Here is a 22,057-nt window from a genome sequence, read left to right as displayed (position 1 = left end):
ACGAGCGTGGCAGCCGCCCGATCCGCCGATCATCTCCCCCCTTGCGCCGGGCCCGGTCGGGTCACCCGGTCGGGCCCACCGCGTCGTCGAGTCCGAGGAGGGCCCGGAGGTCACGCGGTGTGACGGACAGGTCCTTGAGCATCTCCGTCGCGGTGGTGTTGACCGCGAATCGCAAGGCGCTGTCGTCGACCGGGGCGCCCAGGGCGTCCCGGATGGCCCCGAGGCTGTCGTCGAGCCGCTCGGCGAGGGCTTCGCGGTCGGCGCGGCGGCGGGCCGCCATCCGCCGGACGTCGAACGACACCGCACGGGAGAACACGCCGTCCACGGCCGGGTCCGAGGTGGTGGTCAACGCCTCGACCACGTCGTCCGCGCGTTCGTCGTAGCGGTGTTCGAGCCGCTGGAGCACGGTGGCGGCGGCGGACACCGAGTGGTTCTTGATCGCGGCGAGGTTGAAGGTGAACGCGCCGGTCCGCCCGTGGCGCACGATCTCGTCGCCCTCGCGCGGGCTGCCCACGACGGTGACCGGTCCGGCGGGTGAGCCCGCCGGGGTCAGCAGCCCGCCCGCCGCGTCGACCTCGACGCCCCGGCCGGTGTGCCGGTGCGCGGTGGCCAGGCCCTTGCGCAGCAGGGACGCCCAGAGCGGCGACTCCGCGCGCAGGTAGTCGGACTCCCGCCCGAAGTTGCAGATCACCAGGCGCGCCTCGATGGTGCGCGTCCCGTCCGCCCCCGAGACGGACACCGCCAGCGCGCCGTCACCGGTGGGCTCGACGCGCTCGACCGCCCCCACGGTGAGCGAGAGCCGGTCGCCCGCGAGCACCGCCTCCTCGACCAGCCTGGTCGTGTACGGCACCGCGCCCACCCGCAGCACGGCCAGCAGGCTGCTGTGGGCGGTGAGCAGGGCGCGCAGGTCGTCGGGCGGCACGCGGGCGACGACCTCGGGCAGGTAGGGCTCCCAGGACTTCGCGACCCGTTCGGACACCACCTCCCTGGGCACGTCGGGGTGCCGGCGGACGACCGCGTCGCACGCCTTCTCCCACTCCGCCCGCAGGCGCCGGACGAAGTCCTCGCGTCCCTCGTACGGGTGGTCGAGGAGGCGGGGCGGCGGCAGGGCCAGGACGTGGTGGCGGTGGTCCGGCGGGTAGGTCCGCAGCATCAGGCCGGACCGCGAGACCAGGTGCACGCGCCCGGCGTGACCGCGGCGCAGCAGGAGGTCGGCGAAGTCGTAGGCGGTGAGCAGCGAGCCGACGATGACCACGTCGTCGTCGGGCGCCACGTCGAGGACGCGGGCGAGCCCGGCTTCCGAGTACGGGTGCCGCACGAACGCGGGGTGGTCCGCGACGTCGGCCGCGAACGCCGGGAAGCGCACCTCCAGCCCGGTCGCGAGGACGACGTGGTCGGCGGTCAGCACCTCGCGGGACGCGCCGCCGAGCACGACGTCCACGCGGCCGTCCCGGACCTCCAGGTCGACGGCCTCGCCGTCCGCCTCCACCAGGACCACGCCGGCGGCGGCCTCGCGGGCGGCCTCGGCCAGGCGGTTGTCGAGGTAGTCGTGGTAGATCCGCCGGGGCGCGGGCCCCGACTCGGTGAAGGCGAACCCGCGCCACTCGTCTGGCCACCCGGTCCGGTCGGCCTCGTGGTTGGCCCAGTCGACGAAGTCGTCGACGTCCTCGCGGAAGGCGGACATGCGGCCCGCCTGGATGTTGAAGACGTGGTGCCAGTGGTTGCCCGCGCGGTGGTAGGCCACCCCGGCGTTGCGGTAGTCGGGGCGCCGTTCGAGCAGCACCACCTCCAGCGGTTCCCGGGCGAACCGCAGCAGGCGGATGGCGGTGGCCACGCCCCCCAGGCCCGCGCCGACGACGACCACCCTGTGCGCTCTTCCCGAGTTCCCCACGCTGCTCCGGTCTCCCGCCGTACGCGATCCGCGATCACGTTAGCGGGAGCACCGGGCCGTGTCGCCGTCGTCGCGGACGCCGGGTTCGGCCTCGCGACGCGGGCGTGCCCGACCCCGCGCCGCCGCGCCCGGTGGGGTCACGGCGGCGCGGGGTCGGGCACGCCCGGGGTACGGCTCAGTAGTCGTCGGACGCCTGACCGCGGCCCACGGCCTCGGCCCGGATCCGGTCCTCCCGCGACAGGGTGTCCGGATCGGCCCTGACCAGCTCTTCCGGCTGGTCGAGCCGCTCCAGGGTGGCGTCGTCGCCGTCCTGCGACACCGCCTCGTCGTCGAGGCTCACCACGTCCTCGTCGGCCTGGTCGACCGGCTCGCCCGCGGGCCGGTCCGCCGTCACGTCGGGCTGCTCCTCGGCGAGCCGGTCGGCGAGGGGCCTGGGGTGGGACTCCTCGTACGGCGTCATGCCGTACTTGGTCACGCCCGACCAGTTCTCCGGCGGGTCCATCCCCGCCTCCAGCGGGTCCTTCCTGATCCGGTCCTCGTCGAGGTCCTCGGCCGCGTTCAGCGCCGCCGGGTCGCTCTCGGCCTCGCTCGTGTCCTGCGACGGTGCGTAGCCCGTCAGATCCTCCGAACTCATGACGACGGTGTACCCACTCCGCCGGGGCCGAACCCGGTCACGAGTCGCCACCGCCCTTGTCGTCGTCGAGCTTCACGTCGCGCTTGTCGTCCCGGTCGGTGATCTTCGTGTCGCGGTCGGTCGACGCCAGGTACTTCTCGGTGGTGGGGTCGACGCCCGCGTGACCCCCGCGCTTGGTCAACGAGTAGTGCGACTCGTCGCGCATCCGCTCGACCATGTGCGGGTAGTGCAGCTCGAAGGCGGGGCGCTCGCTGCGGATGGGCGGCAGCTCGGTGAAGTTGTGCCGCGGCGGCGGGCAGGTGGTCGCCCACTCCAGCGAGTTGCCGAAGCCCCACGGGTCGTCCCCGCCCGCGATCTCGCCGAACCGGTGGCTGCGGAACACGTTGTAGACGAACGGCAGCGTGGACGCGCCGAGGACGAACGCCGCCACCGTGGAGATCGTGTTGAGCGTGGTGAACTCGTCGCTGGGCAGGTAGTCGGCGTAGCGGCGCGGGAAGCCCTGGTTGCCCAGCCAGTGGTGGACCAGGAAGGTCCCGTGGAAGCCGAGGAAGGTCAGCCAGAAGTGCAGCTTGCCCAGCGGTTCGTCCAGCATCCGCCCGGTGAACTTCGGGAACCAGAAGTAGATGCCCGCGTAGGTGGCGAACACGATCGTGCCGAACAGCACGTAGTGGAAGTGGGCCACCACGAAGTACGTGTCGTGCACGTGGAAGTCGATCGGCGGCGAGGCGAGCAGGATGCCGGACAGGCCGCCGAACAGGAACGTCACCAGGAACCCGACGCTGAACAGCATCGGTGACTCGAACGTCAGCTGCCCCTTCCACATGGTGCCGATCCAGTTGAAGAACTTGATGCCGGTCGGGATCGCGATGATGAACGTGCTGGCCGAGAAGAACAGCAGCAGCACCGCGCCGGTGGCGTACATGTGGTGCGCCCACACGATCACCGAGTACAGCGCGATGGCGATCGTGGCGTAGACCAGTCCCTTGTAGCCGAACAGGGGTTTCCGGCTGAACACCGGCAGGATCTCCGACACGATGCCGAAGAACGGCAGCGCGACGATGTACACCTCCGGGTGACCGAAGAACCAGAACAGGTGCTGCCACAGGATCACCCCGCCGTTCGCGGGGTCGAACACGTGCGCGCCGAAGTGCCGGTCGGCCAGCAGGCCCAGCAGCGCGGCGGTCAGGATCGGGAACGCCACCAGCACCAGGATCGAGGTGATGAGGATGTTCCAGGTGAAGATCGGCATCCGGAACATCGTCATGCCGGGCGCGCGCAGGCAGACCACGGTGGTGATCATGTTGACCGCGCCGAGGATCGTGCCGAGGCCACCGACCGCCAGGCCGCAGATCCACAGGTCCGCGCCCACGCCGGGGCTGTGGATCGCGGTGGACAGCGGCGTGTAGGCGGTCCAGCCGAAGTCCGGCGCGCCCGCCGGGGTGAGGAAGCTGCTGACCGTGATCAGGCCGCCGAACAGGTACAGCCAGTACGAGAACGCGTTGAGCCGCGGGAACGCCACGTCGGGCGAGCCGATCTGGAGCGGCAGGATGAAGTTGGCGAAACCGAACACGATCGGGGTCGCGTAGAGCAGCAGCATCACCGTGCCGTGCATGGTGAACAGCTGGTTGTACTGCTCGTTGGAGAGGAACTGCATCCCCGGCCGGGCCAGCTCGCCGCGCATCAGCAGCGCCATCAGGCCGCCGACCATGAAGAACGCGAACGAGGTGACCAGGTACATCAACCCGATCAGCTTGTGGTCGGTGGTCCGGAACAGCCGCAGCAGCGCGGAGCCCTTGAGCCGCGAACGCGTCTGGTCCGCGATCGGCATGGGTGCGGGCTTGAGCGTGGTCATGTCGCCCCTCACGGGCGGAAGACGGCTCGCAGGCAGTCGTCTTCCTTGTCCTTGAACAGTTGGTAACCGCGTGCGCCCTCGTCGAGCGGCATGACGTGCGTCGCCAGGTGGGTGGTGCTCAGCTCTCCCGAGGCGATCCGGTCGAGCAGCATCGGGATGTAGCGCTGCCCGTGCTGCTGCGCGCCGCGCAGGGTGAGGCCCTTGTTCATCATCGCGCCGAGCGGGAACTTGTCGACGATGCCGCTGAACACGCCGAGCACGAACACCGAGCCGCCCTTGCGGCAGGCGTGGATCGCCTCGCGCACCGCGATCGGCCGGTCGGTCTCCAGCTTCAGCTTGCTCTTGACCTGGTCGTAGGCGTGCTGCGGGCCGTAGCTGTGCGCCTCGCAGCCCACCGCCTCGATGCACACGTCCGGGCCGCGACCGCCGGTCATCTCGCGCAGCGCCGCGCCGACGTCGGTGTCGCCGTAGTTGAGCGTCTCGACGCCGAACGCCTGTTCGGCCTGCGTGAGCCGGTAGTCGAAGCGGTCGATGACGACCACGCGCTCCGCGCCGAGCAGCTGGGCCGAGCGGGCCGCCATCTGGCCGACCGCGCCGCTGCCCCACACGGCCACCACGTCGCCGGGGCCGACGCCGCCGAGTTCCGCGCCCATCCACCCGGTCGGGGCGGAGTCGGAGGCGAACACGGCGCTCAGGTCGTCCACGGCGGGTGGGATCGGGATGGCGGTGTGGTCGGCGAACGGCACGCGCACGTACTCGGCGTGGCTGCCCTTGAAGCCGCCCATCGCGTGCGAGTAGCCGAAGATGCCGCCCGGGTCCGCGCCCCACAGGGCCTGCGTGATGCCGGGGTTGGTGTTGGTGTTGTCGCACAGCGACCACAGCTCGTTGCGGCAGTACCAGCAGCGCCCGCAGCCGATGAACGAGGCCACGACGACGCGGTCGCCCACCTTGTGGCGGGTGACGCCCGGCCCGACCTCGACGACCTCGCCCATGAACTCGTGGCCGATGACGTCGCCGGCCTCCATGAAGGGGATGTGGCCGGTGAGCAGGTGCAGGTCGGAGCCGCACACGGTGCTCAGGCCCACCCGCAGGATCAGGTCCTCGTCGTTCTGGATGACGGGGTCGGGCACGTTCTGCACCCGGACGTCGTTGACGCCTTCCCAGCACAGCGCCTTCACAACCTGCCCTCTCCCTTGGACTTGCGCACGACGAACTGGAGCACCTTGCCCGCCGGACCGGGGTGCGTCGACGGCCGCGCGTCGGGCTGGACCACGGTGCCGGTCTCCAGCAGCGACTTGGCCTTCCGCAGCGCCACCCGCAGGTCCTCCCGCGACACGGCGTCGCCGCGCGGCCGGCCCAGCACCTCGGTGCCCCGGTCGCCGGGGGCCGCGCGGAAGCGCAGGTCGACCTGCCCGCTCAGTCGCTCCAGCGGTTCGGGCAGGGCCCGCGCCCCCTCCACGTCCTCCAGCGGGCGGGCCACCGTCACCGCGAGCCAGTGGTCCGACCGGGTGCCGTGCGCCGCGCGGCGCCGGGCCACGGCGCGGCCGGCCAGCGCCGCCGCCGCACCCGCTCCGGTCAGGGCAAATGTCGTGAGCCTGCCGTTCACGCCTCGTCCTCCGGCGAGTCGCTCGGCGGCCGCTTCGAGACCTCGACCTCGGTCTCGGTCAGGGGTGCCCCGCTGTCCTCCTCGGCCGCACCGCGCTCGACGTCCTCGTCGTCCCGCTGTGGTTCGGTCATCGACTTCCTCCTCGTGCCCGCGAGCGGTGGGCGCTGGATTGCCGGGCCGATCCGCTTCAAACCCCCGGACTGCGACCCGTTCGCCTGAACCTCCCCCGCGCCGTCACGCCCGTCCGCCGAGGAGCGGACCGACCAGTCGGTGGATCTCCGGTGACGGCTCCAGCCCCAGTTCGGCACGCAGCCGCGAGCGGTAGCTCCGGTACTGCCGCACGGCCTGCGCGGGGTTGCCGTCGTCGAGGTGCAGCTCGACCAGGGTTCGGTGGGCGCTCTCGCGCAGCGGGTCGCTCTGCACGGCCGCCAGCGCGGCCTGGTGGGCGCGGTGGCGGTCGCCGGCGGACCTGAACCGCGTGCTGAGCGCCTCCAGCGCCCGCAGCCGCGCCTCGTGCCACCAGTCCTGCTCGGCCGCCAGCCACTGGTCGCTCCAGCCGGGCAGCAGGTCGGCCTTGAGCAGGGCCACGGCCCCCGGGTCGGGCGTGCCCGCCTCCGCGGCGGTGGCGGCCAGGCGGCACGCCCGGTGGAAGTCGACGTCCACCGCCGCGCCCAGGCGCAGCGCGTCCTCGGTCGGCTCGACCAGCGGCGCGCCCGGCTTGGCCAGGCGCCACAGGGTGGAGCGCAAGCACGCGGCGGCGCGGCGGGTGGTCGCCTCCGGCCACAGCATCGCCGCCACGACCGCGCGGCTGACCGGCGCCTGCCGCACGGCGAGCAGGGCCAGCAGCCGGCGCGCGCCCGGTATCACGTGCAGTGGTGTCGGACCGTGCTCCAGGACGAAGCCGTCGAGGAGCCTGATCGTGGTGCGGGGCTCGGACTCGGCGAGGGGTTCGCTCATCGGTACTGCCCATCTACAGGGTGCTCGGGCCGCACGGGTGCCCGTGAAATCCGCGAACACACCATCAGCCGCGAATTTTCTTCCGCTGTGACCAGCACGGGTGACGCGGCGGTGACGCGCCCGTGGCGGGTTCGGACGCTCCCCGTCATGCGGCGTTCCTAGCGTCGGCGCCCTGACCGCAACCCAGGAGGCGTGATGTTCCTGCACACCAGCAGGCTTCAGTTCGAGGCCAAGCCCAGCGCGCCGGACGCCCTGTTCGCCCGCAAGCTCCAGGAGCTGATCGGTGGCGCGTGGGGCGAGATGACGGTGACGATGCAGTACCTGTTCCAGGGCTGGAACTGCCGCGTGGAGGGCAAGTACAAGGACCTCATCATGGACGTGGCCACCGAGGAGATCGGCCACGTGGAGATGCTGGCGACGATGTGCGCCAGGCTGTTGGAGGGCGCTCCCTCGGAGATGACGGCCGACGCCGTGAAGGACCCCGCCGTCGCGGCGGTCCTCGGCGGCATGGACGTCCAGCAGGCCATCGTCAGCGGCGGTGGCCCCACCCTGTCCGACAGCAACGGGGTGCCGTGGAACGGCCGCTACATCGTGGCCAGCGGCAACCTGATGGCCGACTTCCGGGTGAACGTCGCGGCCGAGGCGCAGGGCAGGCTCCAGACCGCGCGCCTGTACAACATGACCGACGACCCCGGCGTGCGCGACATGCTCAAGTTCAACCTCGCCCGCGACACCGCCCACCAGAACATGTGGCTGGCCGCGATCGAGGAGCTCCAGGAGGACGGGCTGGAGGGCCCGATCAGCCCGAGCGCCCTGTTCGACGAGGAGCACCAGGAGCACGCGGGCACGATCTGGCACAACTCCGACGGCGTGCACGGCCCCGAGGGCCGCTGGGCGTCCGGGCCCGCGCCGGACGGCTCGCACGAGTTCTCCTACCTGATGGACGTCGAACCGCTGGGGGGCAAGGCGTCCGCGCCGCCGCCGGACCCGATGCTCTACGCGACGAGCCCCGCGAACCTCGGGCTCATCGAGAAGGCCATCAAGAAGCTCGCTCCCTGATACCAGGTCCCGCGGTGGTGGCCACCCGCCCGGGTGGCCACCACCCGAGCACGGAAGGACGGTGGGATGGTCGGCATCTCGATGGCGTCGCCGGTGGTGGCGCGGCTGCGGTCGGCGGCCGTGGTCATGGGCCCGGCGTTCGTGGTGGCGGTCGCGTACGTCGACCCGGGCAACTTCGCGACCAACATGGCGGGCGGCGCCAAGCACGGCTACCTGCTGCTGTGGGTGATCGTCGCGGCGAGCGGGTTGGCGATGTTCATCCAGTACCAGTCGGCGAAGCTCGGCGTGGTCACCGGCCGCAACCTGCCGGAACTGTGCCGCGAGCGCTACTCGCGACCGGTCACGGGGATGCTGTGGGTGCAGGCCGAACTGGTGGCGATGGCCACCGACCTGGCCGAGTTCGTGGGCGCGGCGGTGGCGCTGAACCTGCTGTTCGGGGTGCCGCTGCTGCCCGCCGCGCTGATCACGGCGGTGGTGTCGGCGGGCATCCTCGCGCTGGCCCCGCTGCGCAGGCGCCGGTTCGAGTCGGTGATCGTCGGCCTGCTCGCGATCGTGCTCGGCGGGTTCCTCTACCAGGCGTTGCAGCTCGGTCCCCTCACCGGCGCGGCGGCCGGGCTCGTGCCGGGGTTCGCCGGTGTGGACAGCGTGCTGCTGGCCACCGGCATGCTCGGCGCGACGGTCATGCCGCACGTCATCTACCTGCACTCGGCGCTCACCCAGCGCCACCACACGACCGACCCGGTGGTGCGGCGGCGGACGCTGCGGGCCAGCCGCACGGACATCCTGGTCGCGCTCGGCGTGGCCGGGGTCGTCAACGTGAGCATGCTGGTCGTGGCGGCCGGCGCGTTCCACGGCAGCGACGCGCCCCGCGAGTCGCTGGAGGACATGCACAGTGGGCTGGGCAGCCTGCTCGGCCCGGGCGCGGCGCTGGCGTTCGCGCTGGCCCTGCTGGCCTCGGGCCTGGCCGCGTCCAGCGTCGGCACCTACTCCGGTCAGGTCGTCATGGAGGGCTTCCTGCGCCGCCGCATCCCGCTCTCGCTGCGCAGGCTGCTGACCATGGCCCCGGCGCTGGTGATCCTGGCGATGGGCGTCGACCCGATGAAGGCGCTGGTGCTCAGCCAGGTCGTGCTGTCGTTCGGCATCCCGTTCGCGCTCGTCCCGCTCGTGCTGCTGGGGCGCCGCCGCGACGTGATGGGCGACGCGGTGAACCGCCGCGCCACCACGTTGTTCGGCGCGGCGGGCGCGGCGGTCATCTCGGCGTTGAACGTGTTCCTGCTGGTCCGCACCATCACCGGGTGAGCCGGCCGGGGATCGGGACCGTCTCGCCGCGGCCCACCGGGATCAACGAGACCGGTGGGCGGCGGCGCTCGACCTCGCCGACGAAGTCCGACAACGGCGACTTCATCAGGCCGTAGTCGTCGTAGTGCACCGGCACGGCGTGCCGCGGGCGCAGCATCTCCAGCAGGTCGACGCCCTGCGCGCCGTCCATGGTGAGCAGCACGCCCAGCACCTTCGTGCCGCCCAGGTGGACGACCGCGACGTCGATCTCCGGGTAGCGCTCGCGGATCTCGCGCAGCTCGTCGTGGACGAGCGTGTCGCCGCTGAGGTAGACCCGCAGCGGCGTCGCGGTCGGGTTCGCCCGGTACTCCACCATGGTGCCCATCACCGGCGGCAGGACCCTGGCCAGCGCGCCGAGCGCGTGCCGCCCCGGCAGCGACGTGATCGTCACCGACGCCTCGCCCCTGGTCAGCGTCTCCTGCCCCCAGGTGCGCAGGCCCAGCGTCTCCCGGAAGCCGCGCCGGCCCAGCCTGCGCGCGGCGTGCGGGGTGGTCAGGATCGGCAGGTCGTGGTCGAGGCCGCGCGCCGCGACCCGGTCGAAGTGGTCGCCGTGGAAGTGCGACAGCACCACCGCGTCGAGCGGCGGCAGCCCGTCGATGCCGACGGCCGGGTCCTTGAGCCGCCGGGACACCAGCCCCTGCCCGAAGTAGCTCCACTGGCCGCGGCGGAGGAAGTTGGGGTCGGTCAGCAGGGTGAACGGCCCCAACCTCAGCACCGTCGTGGCGTTGCCGACGAAGAACAACGAATTCTGCTCGCCCATGGCCGCGGGATAGCCGCGGGCGGGCGGTTCAACCACGCGGGTCGCGATTCCTCACACGTTGCGCCGGTACTGGCCGCCCACCTCGAAGAACGCCTCGGTGATCTGCCCGAGCGTGCACACGCGCGCCGCGTCCACCAGCACGTCGAACACGTTCTCCCCCGACGCGGCGGCCTGCTTGAGCCGGCGCAGGGCGGGCTCGGCCTCCGCGGCGTGGGCGGCGGCGAACGAGCGGGTCCGCTCGACCTGCGAGCGCTTCTCGTCCTCGGTGGCGCGGGCCAGCTCGATGGTCACCTGCTCGCGCGAGCCGTCCTCGGGCAGGAACGTGTTCACCCCGACCAGCGGCAGCGACCCGTCGTGCTTGCGCTGCTCGTAGCGCATCGACTCGTCCTGGATGCGGCCGCGCTGGTAGCCGGTCTCCATCGCGCCCAGCACGCCGCCCCGCTCGGAGAGCCGGTCGAACTCGGCGAGCACCGCCTCCTCGACCAGGTCGGTCAGCTCGTCGATCACGAACGAGCCCTGGAGCGGGTTCTCGTTCGCCGACAGGCCCCACTCCTTGTTGATGATGAGCTGGATGGCCATCGCCCGGCGCACCGACGCCTCGGTGGGCGTGGTGACCGCCTCGTCGTAGGCGTTGGTGTGCAGCGAGTTCGTGTTGTCGTACAGGGCGCACAGCGCCTGGAGGGTGGTGCGGATGTCGTTGAAGTCCATCTCCTGCGCGTGCAGGGACCGGCCGGAGGTCTGCACGTGGTACTTGAACTTCTGCGACCGCTCGTTGGCGCCGTAGCGCTCCCGCATGGCGATGGCCCAGATGCGCCGCGCCACCCGGCCGATGACGCTGTACTCGGCGTCCATGCCGTTGGAGAAGAAGAACGACAGGTTGGGCGCGAAGTCGTCGATCGACATCCCGCGCGCGAGGTACGACTCGACGTAGGTGAACCCGTTGGCGAGGGTGAAGGCGAGCTGGCTGATGGGGTTCGCGCCGGCCTCGGCGATGTGGTAGCCGGAGATGGACACCGAGTAGAAGTTGCGGACCCGGTTGCGGATGAACCACTCCTGGATGTCGGCCATCATCCGCAGCGAGAACTCGGTGGAGAAGATGCAGGTGTTCTGGCCCTGGTCCTCCTTGAGGATGTCGGCCTGCACGGTGCCGCGCACGGTCGACAGCGCCCGCGCCCGCAGCTCCGCGGCCTCCTCCGCCGACGGCTCCCGGCCGTGCTCGGCCCGGAACTTGTCGACCTGCTGGTCCACCACGGTGTTGAGGAAGAACGCGAGGATCGTGGGCGCGGGGCCGTTGATGGTCATCGACACCGACGTGGTCGGCGCGGTGAGGTCGAAGCCGTCGTAGAGCGCCTTCATGTCGTCCAGGGTCGCGATGGACACGCCGGACGTGCCGACCTTGCCGTAGACGTCCGGCGGGGTGTCGGGGTCGCGGCCGTAGAGGGTGACCGAGTCGAACGCGGTGGACAGGCGCGTGGCCTCCGAGCCCTGGGACAGGTACTTGAAGCGGCGGTTCGTGCGGAACGCGTCGCCCTCGCCCGCGAACATGCGCGCCGGGTCCTCGCCGTCGCGCTTGAACGGGAACACGCCCGCCGTGTACGGGAAGCGGCCGGGGAGGTTCTCCTTGCGCAGGAAGCGCAGCAGCGTGCCGTCGTCGTCGTGGCGGGGCAGCGAGACGCGGCGCACCCGGTTGCCCGACAGCGTCTCACGGGTGAGCGTCGTGCGGATCTCGCGGTCGCGGACCTTCACCACCAGCTCGTCGCCGCTGTAGTCCTCGACGGTCTTCGGCCACTCGGCGAGCAGCGCCGCGGACACCGCGTCGACCCGCTGCTCGGCCGCCTCCAGCAGCTCCGCCACCCCGGCGGTGTCGTGGCCGGCGGCGCCCAGCTCCTCGCGCACGGCGCGCAGGCGCGCGACCCGGCGCACGGCGTCCACGCGGGTCTCGGTGGCGCGGTGGTAGCCGCGCACGGTCTCCGCGATCTCGGCCAGGTAGCGGACGCGCTCGGGCGGCACGACGGTGGACGCCGACGTGGACACCTTGCGGTCGACCCGGGCCAGCGCGCCGTCGCCCACGGCGAGGCCGCGCTGCGCCAGCTCGTCGCGCAGGTGCTGGTACAGGGCGGTCACGCCGTCGTCGTTGAACGTGGCGGCGGACGTGCCGAAGACCGGCATGTCCTCCCAGGACGCGCCGAACGCCTCGCGGTTGCGCACCAGCTGGCGGGCGACGTCGCGGCGGGCGTCCTCGGCGCCGCGGCGCTCGAACTTGTTGATCGCGACCACGTCGGCGAAGTCGAGCATGTCGATCTTCTCCAGCTGCGACGCGGCGCCGAACTCCGGCGTCATCACGTACAGCGAGAGGTCCGCGAAGGGCACGATCGCCGCATCGCCCTGGCCGATGCCCGGCGTCTCCACGACGACCAGGTCGAACCCGGCCGCCTTGCAGGTCAGGATCGCGTCGGCCAGCCCGTCGGGCACCTCCGCGCCCGCGCGCCGGGTGGCCATCGAGCGGAAGAACACGCGGTCGCCGTCCAGGCAGTTCATCCGGATGCGGTCGCCCAGCAGGGCGCCGCCGCCCTTGCGGCGGGTCGGGTCGACGGCCAGCACGGCCACCCGCAGCTTGTCCTCCTGGTCGAGCCGGAAGCGGCGCACCAGCTCGTCGGTCAGCGAGGACTTGCCCGAGCCGCCGGTGCCGGTGATGCCCAGGACCGGCACGGTGCGCCCGGTCGCCGCGGCGACCAGGTCCTCCCGCAGGTCGTCGGGGAGCCGCCCGGCCTCGACGAGCGTGATGGCGCGGGCCAGCAGGTCGTCCCCGCCGGTGAACAGCCCGTCCCACGACGGCGGCACGCGCTCGGCCAACGGGTGGTCGCACGCCTCCACCATCGTGTTGATCATGCGGGCCAGGCCCAGCTGCTGGCCGTCCGCCGGGGAGAAGATCCGCGCCACGCCGCGCGAGTGCAGCAGGTCGATCTCCTCGGGCACGATCACGCCACCACCACCGCCGAAGACCTTGACGTGCCCCGCGCCGCGCTCGGCGAGCAGTTCGACCAGGTAGGTGAAGTACTCGACGTGGCCGCCCTGGTAGGCGCTGATGGCGATGCCCTGCACGTCCTCCTGGATCGCCGCGTCCACGACCTCGCGCACGGACCGGTTGTGGCCGAGGTGCACGACCTCGACGCCCTGCGACTGGAGGATGCGGCGCATGATGTTGATCGCCGCGTCGTGCCCGTCGAACAGGCTGGCCGCGGTGATGAAGCGGACCGGGTGCTCCGGGGCGTGCAGCGGGCTGGCGGCGGTCACGACGGCTCCTTCGGCATCGGCGACTCCCCACAGATTACTAGGACATCCGTCTATCGGAGGTAGGAAGGAATTGTCGCGCACGTCACGCGACCGCGCACCGCGCCACCCCGCGACCGCTCCCCCGGACCACCCGTCCGGCCGACCCCCGGTCGTTTTGCCAACCCTGGACGCATGCCTTGACGCACACGCGTGTAACTTGCGTACAAACGGGGTAGAGGATTTTTCTATGAGCAGCACACCGATCTACGACGAGCTGGCCGCCATCCTGCTGTCCGACAAGCCCGCCGAAGGTGAGGCCGCCGGGCCGAAGCAGGTCGACCAGGGCCAGGAGCAGGCCGCGCCCGTGCGCACCGGTGGCCGCCGGCGCAAGCCCGAGCCGGACGCCTGACCCCCTCCCGCCAGTCGTGGTCGAACAGGTGTTCGACCGACCGGGTTATGCTGCCGACATGCAGGTGTCGCTGTTCGACGACGGCGCGCAGGCCCCGGCGCTGCGCCCGCTGACGGGGCTGCGGCGGACCGCTCTGGGCGACGGCGCGTGGGTGGACGTGCTGCCGGGCTGGCTGACCGGCGCGGACGCGCTGTTCCGACGCCTGGTGGCCGAGGTGCCGTGGCGGGCCGAGCGCAGGCGGATGTACGAGCGCGTGGTCGACGTCCCCCGTCTGCTCTGCTTCTACGACGAGACCGCTCCCCTGCCCGACCCGGTGCTCGCCGAGGCGCGCACGGCGTTGAGCGCGCACTACGCGGAGGAGTTGGGCGAACCGTTCCGCACCGCCGGCCTCTGCTACTACCGCGACGGCCGCGACGGCGTGGCCTGGCACGGCGACACGACCGGCCGGGGCGCGACGCACGACACGATGGTGGCCATCGTGTCCGTCGGTGCCCCGCGCGCCCTGGCCCTGCGCCCGCGCGGCGGCGGTCCGACCACCCGCTACGCCCTCGGCCACGGCGACCTGATCGTCATGGGCGGCTCGTGCCAGCGCACCTGGGAGCACGCCGTCCCCAAGGCGGCCGGCGCGGTCGGTCCGCGCGTCAGCGTCCAGTTCCGGCCGCACGGCGTGCGCTGACCCCGCGGTGTCGCACCGTGGGTCCAGCGCCGTGGGTCCGGCGCCGTCACAGGATCGCGACCACCGCGCCCGCCGCGGTGGTGCCGGGCTTGTCGCTGACCTGGCCGTCGCCGAGTTCCACCACCCGCCACTCGCCGTCCGCGCGCCGGGCCAGGTCGACGGTGGCGAACCGCAGGTCGGCGATCAGCGGACCGATGGCGTCGAGGTCCGGCGCGTCGGGCACCTCGTTCGGCGTGTCGGGGTGGGGGCCGATGAGCGCGCAGGCGCCGTCGACCCACCAGGTGCGGACCTCGGTGGAGGTGAACCGCTCGAAGCGGCGCAGCACGAACCCGCCGGTGGCGTCGTCGTCGCGCAGTTCGCGGAACCGCGCGGCGACCCGCCAGGCGGCCTCGGCGTCGGTGAGGTCCGGGATGTAGGCGGCCTCGTGCCAGTGGTGCTTCGCGGACTTCGTGTAGTCGCGCAGCACGGCCGGACCGGAGCCGAGGTCGCGGCGGATCCCGTCGAAGGCCTCGCGGTCGAAGCCCTCCGTCCACACCGACTCGGGGGTGTGCGCGGTGAAGTCGCCGTACCAGCCGGGCAGCTCGTGGGCCCGGCGGTACTGCCCGGGCGAGGTGCGCGTCGCCACGCCCCGCGCGGCCAGGGCGTCGGCGAACGCGGCGTAGTGCTCGGAGCGCAGCATCCAGCCCCGGTAGACGGCGTCGTCGTCGGCGGGCACCCGCCCCACGGCGCGCTCCGCCTCACCGCGGGCGAGCGCGTCGTGGTCGACGACCGCGACCCGGTGCCCGGCGTCGCGGGCGGCGGCGGCCTCGGGGGCGAAGTGCGGGTCTGGGCGCACCGGCCGCAGCGGGTCGGCGGGGACGAGCAGCATCATGGCCGCCATGGTGACCGCCCGCGCGCCCGGTGGCCGGCGGTTTTGCGCGAAACGCGCACCGAAAGGTTGCGCAAGCCCTCGACCCGCGGTGCGCGGTCGGCCGATCCTCGGACCGGTCCGGGGGAGGTCCGGTGGACGGGGTGCGGGTCCGGGTCGCGGCGGCGTACGCGACGTTCGCGTTGCTCGGCGTCGGCATCGGCGCGTCGGGCGTGCTGCTGCCGGCGCAGCTCGACGACTACGGGGTCGACCGGTCCACGCTCGGGCTGACGTTCCTCACCGGGTCGGCGGGGTTCGTGCTGGGCGGGGCCGCCGCCGGACCGCTGCTGCACCGCTGGGGGCCGCGGGCCGTGCTCGCGGCGGCGGGCGCCCTGTTCGCGGTGGCCGCCCTGGTCACCGCGGCGCACCCGCCGTTCGCCGGGTACGCGCTGCTCCAGGCCGTCGTGGGCTGGGCGAGCGGGGTGCTGGAGTCGGTCCTCAACGCGGTGCTGGCGGCGCTGCCGAGGGCCACGACCCGGCTCAACCGGCTGCACGCGTTCTTCGGCGCGGGCGCGCTGCTCGGACCGGTGGGTGCGACCCGGCTCCTCGCCACCGCGCCGTGGCCCACCACCTGGCTGGTGCTGGGGCTCGCCGCGCTCCCCCTGGTGGCCTGCTACCTGGTCGCGTTCCCCGCGCGGGCCCCGGCGGCGTCGCCGACCCGGTCGACCGGCCTGCTGGGCACGGCGCTGCGCCACCGCGGCGTACTGGTCGCCACCCTGCTGCTGGTGCTGTACGTCGGGGTGGAGCAGTCGGTCGGCAGCTGGGGGTTCAGCTACCTGGTGCAGGCGCGCGGGCACGCCGACGCGGCGGCCGGCTACGCGGTGGGCGCGTACTGGCTGGGGTTGACGGTCGGGCGGTTCACGATCAGCCCGGTGCTCACCCGCCTGGGGTGGACGGCGGTGGGCCTGATGACGCTGTGCCTGTCCGGGGTGGCGGTGGCGGCGGCCGCGCTGTGGCTGACCCCGTTCCCCCCGGTCGCGGGCTTCGCGCTGCTCGGCTTCGCGCTGGGGCCGGTGTTCCCGACCGCGATCGCGGTGGTGCCGGACCTGACCGGACCTCGGCTGGCGCCCACCGCGATGGGTGTGCTGAACGCCGGTTCCTCGGTCGGCGGCGGGGTGCTGCCGTGGTCGGCGGGCGCGCTCGCGCAGGCCGTGGGCGTGGGGACGCTGCTGCCCTTCGCGCTGGCGCTGGCCGTGCTGCAGCTGGTCGTGTGGTGGCCGGTCGCCCGGCTGGTCCGGTCCGGTCCCACCGGGACGGCCTGATCGCCGCCCCGGCCGGCGCCGTCGCCCCGACGGCCGCGCGGTGCCGCGGCGGGACCCGTCAGAACTCGCCGAGCTCCGTGCGGGCCTTGTCGCACTCCACGGTCAGCCCCGCGTCGACCGCGCGGCTGATCGACGCCAGCGCCCGCAGCTGCTCCGGCGTCAGCACGTCGAACAGGTGCTCGCGCACCGCCGCCACGTGCCCCGGCGCGGCCTCCCGCAGTACGGCGAAGCCCTCGTCGGTCAGCGTCGCGATGGAGCCGCGCCGGTCCGACGCGCACGCCCGGCGCTCGACCCAGCCCTCCTTCTCCAGGCGGGCCACCGCGTGGGACAGCCTCGACCGGGAGGAGAGGCACACCGCTGCCAGTTCGCTCATCCTCATCGCGCGGTCCGGCGCCTCGGACAGGGCGACCAGGATCTCGTAGTAGGCCATCGGCATGCCGGAGTCGCGCTGCAACTGACGGTCCAGGTGTTCGGTGAACTTGGTCACGGCGGTCATGAAGGCACGCCAGACCTGCTGCTCCTCGGCGCTCAACCACCGCACGTCGCTCATATCCCCATCATACGTCCGTTGTTGAACACTCAACCAGGATGCGCTATGTTCTGTTGAGAGTTCAACCAGACCGACCGAGAAGGACTTTGACGATGACCTCGCAGACTGCGATCCCCGGCTACCTCGTGGGCACCTGGGCGATCGACCCGGTGCACTCGGACATCTCCTTCGTGGTCCGCCACCTGGGCGTGTCCAAGGTCCGCGGCCACTTCGGCACCTTCGAGGGCACCATCGTGACCGCCGAGAACCCGCTGGAGTCCACGGTCACCGCCAAGATCGACGCGGGTTCCATCGACACCCGCAACGAGCAGCGCGACGCCCACGTGCGCGGCGAGGACTTCCTGGACGTCGAGAAGTTCCCGGAGCTGACCTTCACCTCCACCGGTGTGCGCGCCCACGGCGAGGGCTTCCTCGTCGACGGCGACCTGTCGTTCCACGGCGTGACCAAGGCCGTGACCCTGGAGCTGGAGCCGAACGGCTTCGGCGACGGCATGGGCGAGGGCTCCAAGGTCGCGGGCTTCTCCGCCTCCACCGAGATCAGCCGCAAGGACTTCGGCGTGACCGGCGGCCCCGCGGGCGCCGTCGTCGGCGACAAGATCACGATCCTGCTGGAGATCGAGGCCACCAAGCAGGGCTGAGCCCCGCTCGAAGGCCGATCGCGAAAGCCCCGCCGGCGCCCCCGGCGGGGCTTTCGCGCACCCACCCGGACGATCCCGGGCGACGTGGTCGCGGTCCGGGGTGAACCGGACCCCGTGCGCATCCGTAGTAGCCCTTGATGCCAGGGTTCCTCCCGTGCCGGGCCGATGCGCCGGAACCGCGTCGCGGACACGGTCTGCTCACGGTCCGCGGACCGCGTGGGTGACACGGACGCAGGCATGGCACCATCTGGCGCAACACGCGCGCCGGACGCAGTCGAGGAGGGACCGGTGTGAACGCCAAGACCGAGCAGGTCGACGACCTTCGACTCGTCGCGCTACCGACCGCGGTGAACGTCGCGGACATGTTCGTCCGCTTCTCGCTCGGCGAGTGGCGCCTGCGGGGGATGCAGGACGAGGCCGCCCAGACCGCGCGCCGGCTCGTGGGCGCCGCCGTCGAGGTGGCGGACCGGCGTGCCCCCGGCCTCCTGCTGATCCGGCTCCGGCTGACCGGCACCTACCTCGTGGTCGAGGTCGAGGGCAACCGGGTGGCCGTGCCGCCGGAGCTGGCGGGCACCCGGGCGGGCCTCGTGGACCTCACCGCGGGCGGCCACCTCGCGTGGTGCGAACTGCCGCTCCCGTCGGGCATGAACGCCTCGTCGGTGCCGCTGCCGCGCCGCGAGCCGCGCCGCTCCCCCGCCGCGGAGAAGCTGGGCGACGAGCCCGACGTGGACCCCGAGGTGATCCAGCGCATCCTCTACGGCCTGGGTGGTGGCGCGGGCCGCCCCGAGTGACCCCGGTGGGGCGGCGACCGCGCCGTCCCACCTCACTCCACCGCGGTCACCACGCCCGACGCCGCCTCGCGCACGTCCGGGTCCTCGTGCCGGCGCAGGCCGCGCAGCAGCACCCGCCACGGCTCGGGCCACCCCGTGCCGCGCCCCACCGCCGAGACGACCGCGAGCGCCAGCGGCGCGCACTCCGCGACGAGCGCCGACGCCACCTCGTGCAACCTGGTCGGTGACAGCCGGGACAGCCGCGCGCCGAGCTCGTCGGAGACGCCCTCCGCCGCGCGCCACCGGAGCGTCGGCCGCACCGCCAGCCGCACCACCTCGCGCAGCCCCTCCAGTTCCGCGCCGGGCTCCTCCCACGGCACGGCGGCCAGTGCGAGCGAGACCGCCGCCGCGTCGAGGCCGGCCGCGGCGAGGTCCCGGGCCAGCGCGCGGGACGCCGCCCGCCACCGCACCTGTCCGCGCTCCGCCACCAGCCGCGACGCGATCGAGGACACCCGCTGCCGGGCCGGCAGGTCCCGGTCGGGTTCGGCGTCGTGCAGGTCCACCCGCGCGAGCAGCCCGGCCACGGCGGCGCGCAGCGGCGCCACGTCCCGCGTCGTGGCCGAGGCGCGCAGCAGGGCGGTCAGGGCGCCCGACCAGGTGGCCGTGTTGTCGAGGTCCACCACCAGGTCCACGAGCAGGTCCGCCGAGCCCGCGGTCCACCGGACCCACTCCGGCAGCGCGCCGAGGCCGCGCCGGGCCGTGTCCGGGTCCGCCGAGGAGGCGACCGCGCGCACGAGACCCGCGTACCGCTCCCGGTGGCGCCGGGCGACGGCGGCGGGCGGCAGCTCCAGCAGTTCGACCGCGACCTCGCCCCGTTCGCCGCTCGCGCGGGTCAGCAGCTCCCACGCCGCCGGGTCGTCGAGGAACCACCGGGTCGCGGACACCAGGGCGCGCTTCACGTCCCGGTGCGCGCCGTCCCACGCGCCGGCGAACGCGGTCGCGGCGCCGGGCACGCGGTGCCGGGCGAGGAGCCGCACGGCCTCCTTGCGGGCGGTCACCTTCCGCCCGGCCGCCAGCGGCGCGAGCAGCGCGCCCAGCCGGTCGGGCGGGGTGGAGCGGGCGCAGCGGGCCAGCGCGTGCACGGCGACGCGGGCCCGGTCGGTGTCGACGTGCGCGAGGAGGTCCGGCAGCACCGCCGACGGTTCGTCGGTCCACGCCAGCGCACCCAGCGCCGCCTCCACCACCCGCACCTCGGGGTCGGCCAGGAACCCGCGCAGCACGTCGGCCGTCCCCGGCACGCGACCGAGGGCCCGCGCGGCGGCCGCGCGCTCCACGGCGGGGACGCGACGCGCCTCGACCAGCGTGCGCAGCGCGGCGGCGTGCGCCTCGACCTGGCGCGGCAGCCAGCGGTGGAAGCAGCCCCGGAACGCCGGCACGTACCGCACGCCGCGCTTGAGGAACCGCCCGTGCAGCGGCCCGGCCGCCACCCGGTCGAGGAGGTCGGTGCGACGGCGGCCGATCGCCTCGCGCACGGCGTGCAGCGTGATCGTGGAAGGGTCGTCGCGGAACACGCGCTCCACCCGCTCGTCCCGGGTCGCGGGCGGCGCGAGCCACAGGTCGATCGCGCGCCGCACCACGTGGTCGTCCTTGGCGGACCGGGCCCGGTCCAGCAGTTCCTGCACGCGGTCCAGGCGCCAGGCACGCTTGCCGAGACCCGCCGCGAGCCCGAGCAGCACGGCGTGGCGACCGCGCCGGGCGTCCGCCGTGATCCGCGGTTCCAGCACCGCGAACACCCGCTCCTCGGCGCCGCGCGGCAGGACGCGGTCCAGGTTCGACAGGTCCACCGACGTCGCGTGCCCGCCCAGGTGCTCCACCGCGGCCAACCCGGCGTCCACCAGCGCGGGTCGGCGCGACACCGCGCCCTCGCGGATCAGCGCCGCGGCCAGCGCGCGGACCGCGTGCTGGGTCCGCCACGACGAGTCGCGCGCCTCCGCCGCGTCCAGCGCGACCTTGACGAGCACGTCGGCCTCGTCCGGGCGGAACAGCCACCCGGGGATGGCGGCGAGGGCGGCGATGGCCCTGGCGCGCACCGGGTCCTGCTCGTTGGTCAGGCCCGCCAGGCCCGCGACGACCCCGCCGACCACCTCGGGGTCGCGGGTCGCGGCGGCGGCCGACAGGTACAGCGGGTAGGCCGCGGCGCGGTCGTCCGCGGTGGCACGACGGGTGGCGGTCAGCAGCGCCTCCCGCGACTCCTCCCACGGCAGCCGCGCGGTCGCCTCCAGCCGGCGGACCGGGTCGTCGGCGACCACGCGCAGTCCGAGCAGCCGCCGGGCCGCCTCACCGCGCGCGGCGGACGGCAACTCGTCCAGCACGGGCAGCGGCACGTCCGGGCGGTCGCCGAACACGCCCGCGACCACCGCGGCCCGCCGGGACGGCGCGACGGCGCGCAGGAACCGCACCTGCTGGTCGCCGTCGAGCACGCGGGCGACCGGCACCAGCCGCTCCTCCGGCAGCACGGCGAGCGCGCGCCACAGCGACCGGCGCGCGGGCAGCGGCCCGGTGCGGCGCGGGTCGACCAGCAGGGCCGCGACCCGCTCCGGCGCGTGCCGAGCGAGTCGGCCGACGACCTTGTCCAGCTCCCACGGCAGCGGCACGTGCGGCAGCACGCGTTCGACCAGGTCGAGGACGCGGTCCGGTTCGGCCCGCGCGGCGGCGACCACGGCCTGCCCGAAGCGCTGCCACGTGCCCGCCCACCACGTGGGCGCGGTCGCCGACAGCTCGGCCTCGACGAAGTCGAGCACCACGCCGGGGTGTCGACGCCCGACCGCGGTCCACCCGCCGACCGCGTGCTCCAGCTCCGGCAGCGCGGCCCGGACCACGTCCGACGAGCAGGCGGGCAGCAACCCGGCGGCCTCGTGGTCCCCGTGGAGCGAGCGGGCGACGGGCAGCAGCGCGTCGGCCAGCGCCCGGCGTTCCCGCCGGCGCACCGCGCCGTAGAGCAGCCGGCGCAGGTCGGTCGGCAGGTGCGGCAGGCGTTCGCGGAACACCGCGCCGGGCAGGTCGAGCCGGATCGCCGCGCCGAGCGCCTGGTGCACCACCGCGGTCTCGGGGGCCGACAGGCAGCGCTCGACGTGGGCGCGGTGCCCGGCCACGTAGGCGATCTGCACGGCCGTCAGCCGTTCGAACGGGCCCCGGCCGTGGAGGTCGTCCAGCAGCCGGTCCAGCTCGGGCGTGCCGACCAGCTCGCGCGCGGTGCGGGCGAGCAGGCGGCGGCGCGCGGCGAACGGCAGCGGGTCGAGGGAGTGCAGCAGGCTGCGGGCGGAGGTCGTCACGGCGGGATTCTGTCCCGCGGGGCACCGGGCCGCCACCGAGTAGCCGAAATCGCCCGGTTAATTGTTTTGACGCCGCTGATCGGGGTTCGCCATGATCGGTGCCACACGGAAACCGGGAGCGGACATGACGAGCACGGGCCGGA

The 22,057-nt window shown here is 73.5% G+C and carries 19 protein-coding genes; 7 read left to right on the top strand and 12 right to left on the bottom strand.

Going from position 1 to position 22,057, the window contains the following annotated elements; translation table 11 throughout:
• Window positions 1-61: 61 nt before the first annotated feature.
• From CKY47_RS21755 to CKY47_RS21725, 7 genes are all read right to left on the bottom strand, one after another.
• On the bottom strand, window positions 62-1,864 hold the full coding sequence (locus CKY47_RS21755) for an FAD/NAD(P)-binding protein (protein WP_306747777.1): 1,803 nt from the start codon (window positions 1,862-1,864) through the stop codon (window positions 62-64).
• Between the two features lie 202 nt (window positions 1,865-2,066).
• Window positions 2,067-2,525, bottom strand: a complete 459-nt coding sequence (locus tag CKY47_RS21750) for a hypothetical protein (RefSeq protein WP_306747776.1) — start codon at window positions 2,523-2,525, stop codon at window positions 2,067-2,069.
• Between the two features lie 37 nt (window positions 2,526-2,562).
• Window positions 2,563-4,377 carry an aa3-type cytochrome oxidase subunit I gene (gene ctaD / locus CKY47_RS21745; protein ID WP_306747775.1) on the bottom strand — a complete coding sequence of 605 codons (1,815 nt, stop codon included), beginning with the start codon at window positions 4,375-4,377 and terminating at the stop codon, window positions 2,563-2,565.
• Between the two features lie 8 nt (window positions 4,378-4,385).
• The gene (locus tag CKY47_RS21740) at window positions 4,386-5,555 is read right to left on the bottom strand and encodes a zinc-dependent alcohol dehydrogenase (protein ID WP_306747774.1); all 1,170 of its coding nucleotides are present in this window, start codon (window positions 5,553-5,555) and stop codon (window positions 4,386-4,388) included.
• Window positions 5,552-5,983, bottom strand: a complete 432-nt coding sequence (locus CKY47_RS21735) for a hypothetical protein (RefSeq protein WP_306747773.1) — start codon at window positions 5,981-5,983, stop codon at window positions 5,552-5,554. The genes CKY47_RS21740 and CKY47_RS21735 overlap by 4 nt, the downstream gene beginning before the upstream one ends.
• Window positions 5,980-6,114, bottom strand: a complete 135-nt coding sequence (locus tag CKY47_RS21730; RefSeq protein WP_306747772.1) for a hypothetical protein — start codon at window positions 6,112-6,114, stop codon at window positions 5,980-5,982. Before CKY47_RS21730 ends, CKY47_RS21735 begins: the two co-directional genes overlap by 4 nt.
• Window positions 6,115-6,217: 103 nt before the next feature.
• Window positions 6,218-6,940 carry an AfsR/SARP family transcriptional regulator gene (locus tag CKY47_RS21725; protein ID WP_306747770.1) on the bottom strand — a complete coding sequence of 241 codons (723 nt, stop codon included), beginning with the start codon at window positions 6,938-6,940 and terminating at the stop codon, window positions 6,218-6,220.
• A gap of 195 nt (window positions 6,941-7,135) precedes the next feature.
• On the opposite strand from CKY47_RS21725, the gene CKY47_RS21720 reads away from it, so the two are divergent.
• Both CKY47_RS21720 and CKY47_RS21715 read left to right on the top strand, forming a co-directional pair.
• Window positions 7,136-7,999, top strand: a complete 864-nt coding sequence (locus CKY47_RS21720; RefSeq protein WP_306747768.1) for a manganese catalase — start codon at window positions 7,136-7,138, stop codon at window positions 7,997-7,999.
• Window positions 8,000-8,065: 66 nt separating this feature from the next.
• Complete coding sequence (locus tag CKY47_RS21715) at window positions 8,066-9,298, top strand: Nramp family divalent metal transporter (protein ID WP_306747766.1); 1,233 nt, start codon at window positions 8,066-8,068, stop codon at window positions 9,296-9,298.
• On the opposite strand, the gene CKY47_RS21710 is transcribed toward CKY47_RS21715, so the two are convergent.
• On the bottom strand, window positions 9,288-10,097 hold the full coding sequence (locus tag CKY47_RS21710; RefSeq protein WP_306747765.1) for an MBL fold metallo-hydrolase: 810 nt from the start codon (window positions 10,095-10,097) through the stop codon (window positions 9,288-9,290). The two genes, CKY47_RS21715 and CKY47_RS21710, sit on opposite strands and share 11 nt — an antisense overlap.
• Window positions 10,098-10,148: 51 nt before the next feature.
• Window positions 10,149-13,391 (bottom strand): fused isobutyryl-CoA mutase/GTPase IcmF, encoded by a 3,243-nt coding sequence (gene icmF / locus CKY47_RS21705; RefSeq protein ID WP_306747764.1) that lies wholly within the window; start codon window positions 13,389-13,391, stop codon window positions 10,149-10,151.
• A gap of 226 nt (window positions 13,392-13,617) precedes the next feature.
• Here icmF and CKY47_RS21700 point away from each other — a divergent pair, with 226 nt between their 5' ends.
• Together CKY47_RS21700 and CKY47_RS21695 are read left to right on the top strand one after the other, a co-directional pair.
• Window positions 13,618-13,779 (top strand): hypothetical protein, encoded by a 162-nt coding sequence (locus tag CKY47_RS21700; RefSeq protein WP_306747763.1) that lies wholly within the window; start codon window positions 13,618-13,620, stop codon window positions 13,777-13,779.
• A gap of 58 nt (window positions 13,780-13,837) precedes the next feature.
• A complete protein-coding gene (locus CKY47_RS21695) occupies window positions 13,838-14,455 on the top strand; it encodes an alpha-ketoglutarate-dependent dioxygenase AlkB (protein WP_306747762.1) in 618 nt (205 codons plus the stop codon).
• A gap of 46 nt (window positions 14,456-14,501) precedes the next feature.
• Here the strand turns inward: CKY47_RS21695 and CKY47_RS21690 are convergent, their stop codons facing one another.
• Window positions 14,502-15,326, bottom strand: a complete 825-nt coding sequence (locus CKY47_RS21690) for an ATP-grasp domain-containing protein (protein ID WP_306747761.1) — start codon at window positions 15,324-15,326, stop codon at window positions 14,502-14,504.
• Between the two features lie 131 nt (window positions 15,327-15,457).
• Between CKY47_RS21690 and CKY47_RS21685 the strand changes: the two genes are divergently transcribed.
• A complete protein-coding gene (locus CKY47_RS21685) occupies window positions 15,458-16,624 on the top strand; it encodes an MFS transporter (protein ID WP_306747760.1) in 1,167 nt (388 codons plus the stop codon).
• Between the two features lie 58 nt (window positions 16,625-16,682).
• On the opposite strand, the gene CKY47_RS21680 is transcribed toward CKY47_RS21685, so the two are convergent.
• On the bottom strand, window positions 16,683-17,174 hold the full coding sequence (locus tag CKY47_RS21680; protein WP_306747759.1) for a MarR family winged helix-turn-helix transcriptional regulator: 492 nt from the start codon (window positions 17,172-17,174) through the stop codon (window positions 16,683-16,685).
• Window positions 17,175-17,266: 92 nt separating this feature from the next.
• On the opposite strand from CKY47_RS21680, the gene CKY47_RS21675 reads away from it, so the two are divergent.
• Both CKY47_RS21675 and CKY47_RS21670 read left to right on the top strand, forming a co-directional pair.
• Window positions 17,267-17,812, top strand: a complete 546-nt coding sequence (locus CKY47_RS21675; protein ID WP_306747757.1) for a YceI family protein — start codon at window positions 17,267-17,269, stop codon at window positions 17,810-17,812.
• Window positions 17,813-18,102: 290 nt separating this feature from the next.
• Window positions 18,103-18,603, top strand: coding sequence for an ATP-binding protein (locus tag CKY47_RS21670; RefSeq protein ID WP_306747756.1), 501 nt, complete (start codon window positions 18,103-18,105; stop codon window positions 18,601-18,603).
• A gap of 32 nt (window positions 18,604-18,635) precedes the next feature.
• On the opposite strand, the gene CKY47_RS21665 is transcribed toward CKY47_RS21670, so the two are convergent.
• The gene (locus CKY47_RS21665) at window positions 18,636-21,914 is read right to left on the bottom strand and encodes a hypothetical protein (protein ID WP_306747754.1); all 3,279 of its coding nucleotides are present in this window, start codon (window positions 21,912-21,914) and stop codon (window positions 18,636-18,638) included.
• Window positions 21,915-22,057 lie beyond the last annotated feature (143 nt).

The organism is Saccharothrix longispora (assembly GCF_030852425.1).
Lineage (GTDB): Bacteria > Actinomycetota > Actinomycetes > Mycobacteriales > Pseudonocardiaceae > Actinosynnema > Actinosynnema longispora.
This window is presented reverse-complemented; position numbering and strand designations above follow the sequence as displayed.

Bases quoted from the DNA above. Each gene is read 5' to 3' on its own strand.
- CKY47_RS21695 (WP_306747762.1), top strand. From the start codon at position 13,838: ATGCAGGTGTCGCTGTTCGACGACGGCGCGCAGGCCCCGGCGCTGCGC.
- CKY47_RS21700 (WP_306747763.1), top strand. From the start codon at position 13,618: ATGAGCAGCACACCGATCTACGACGAGCTGGCCGCCATCCTGCTGTCC.
- CKY47_RS21690 (WP_306747761.1), bottom strand. From the start codon at position 15,326: ATGATGCTGCTCGTCCCCGCCGACCCGCTGCGGCCGGTGCGCCCAGAC.
- CKY47_RS21720 (WP_306747768.1), top strand. From the start codon at position 7,136: ATGTTCCTGCACACCAGCAGGCTTCAGTTCGAGGCCAAGCCCAGCGCG.
- CKY47_RS21750 (WP_306747776.1), bottom strand. From the start codon at position 2,525: ATGAGTTCGGAGGATCTGACGGGCTACGCACCGTCGCAGGACACGAGC.
- CKY47_RS21710 (WP_306747765.1), bottom strand. From the start codon at position 10,097: ATGGGCGAGCAGAATTCGTTGTTCTTCGTCGGCAACGCCACGACGGTG.
- CKY47_RS21725 (WP_306747770.1), bottom strand. From the start codon at position 6,940: ATGAGCGAACCCCTCGCCGAGTCCGAGCCCCGCACCACGATCAGGCTC.
- CKY47_RS21680 (WP_306747759.1), bottom strand. From the start codon at position 17,174: ATGAGCGACGTGCGGTGGTTGAGCGCCGAGGAGCAGCAGGTCTGGCGT.
- ctaD (WP_306747775.1), bottom strand. From the start codon at position 4,377: ATGACCACGCTCAAGCCCGCACCCATGCCGATCGCGGACCAGACGCGT.
- CKY47_RS21730 (WP_306747772.1), bottom strand. From the start codon at position 6,114: ATGACCGAACCACAGCGGGACGACGAGGACGTCGAGCGCGGTGCGGCC.
- CKY47_RS21675 (WP_306747757.1), top strand. From the start codon at position 17,267: ATGACCTCGCAGACTGCGATCCCCGGCTACCTCGTGGGCACCTGGGCG.
- CKY47_RS21715 (WP_306747766.1), top strand. From the start codon at position 8,066: ATGGTCGGCATCTCGATGGCGTCGCCGGTGGTGGCGCGGCTGCGGTCG.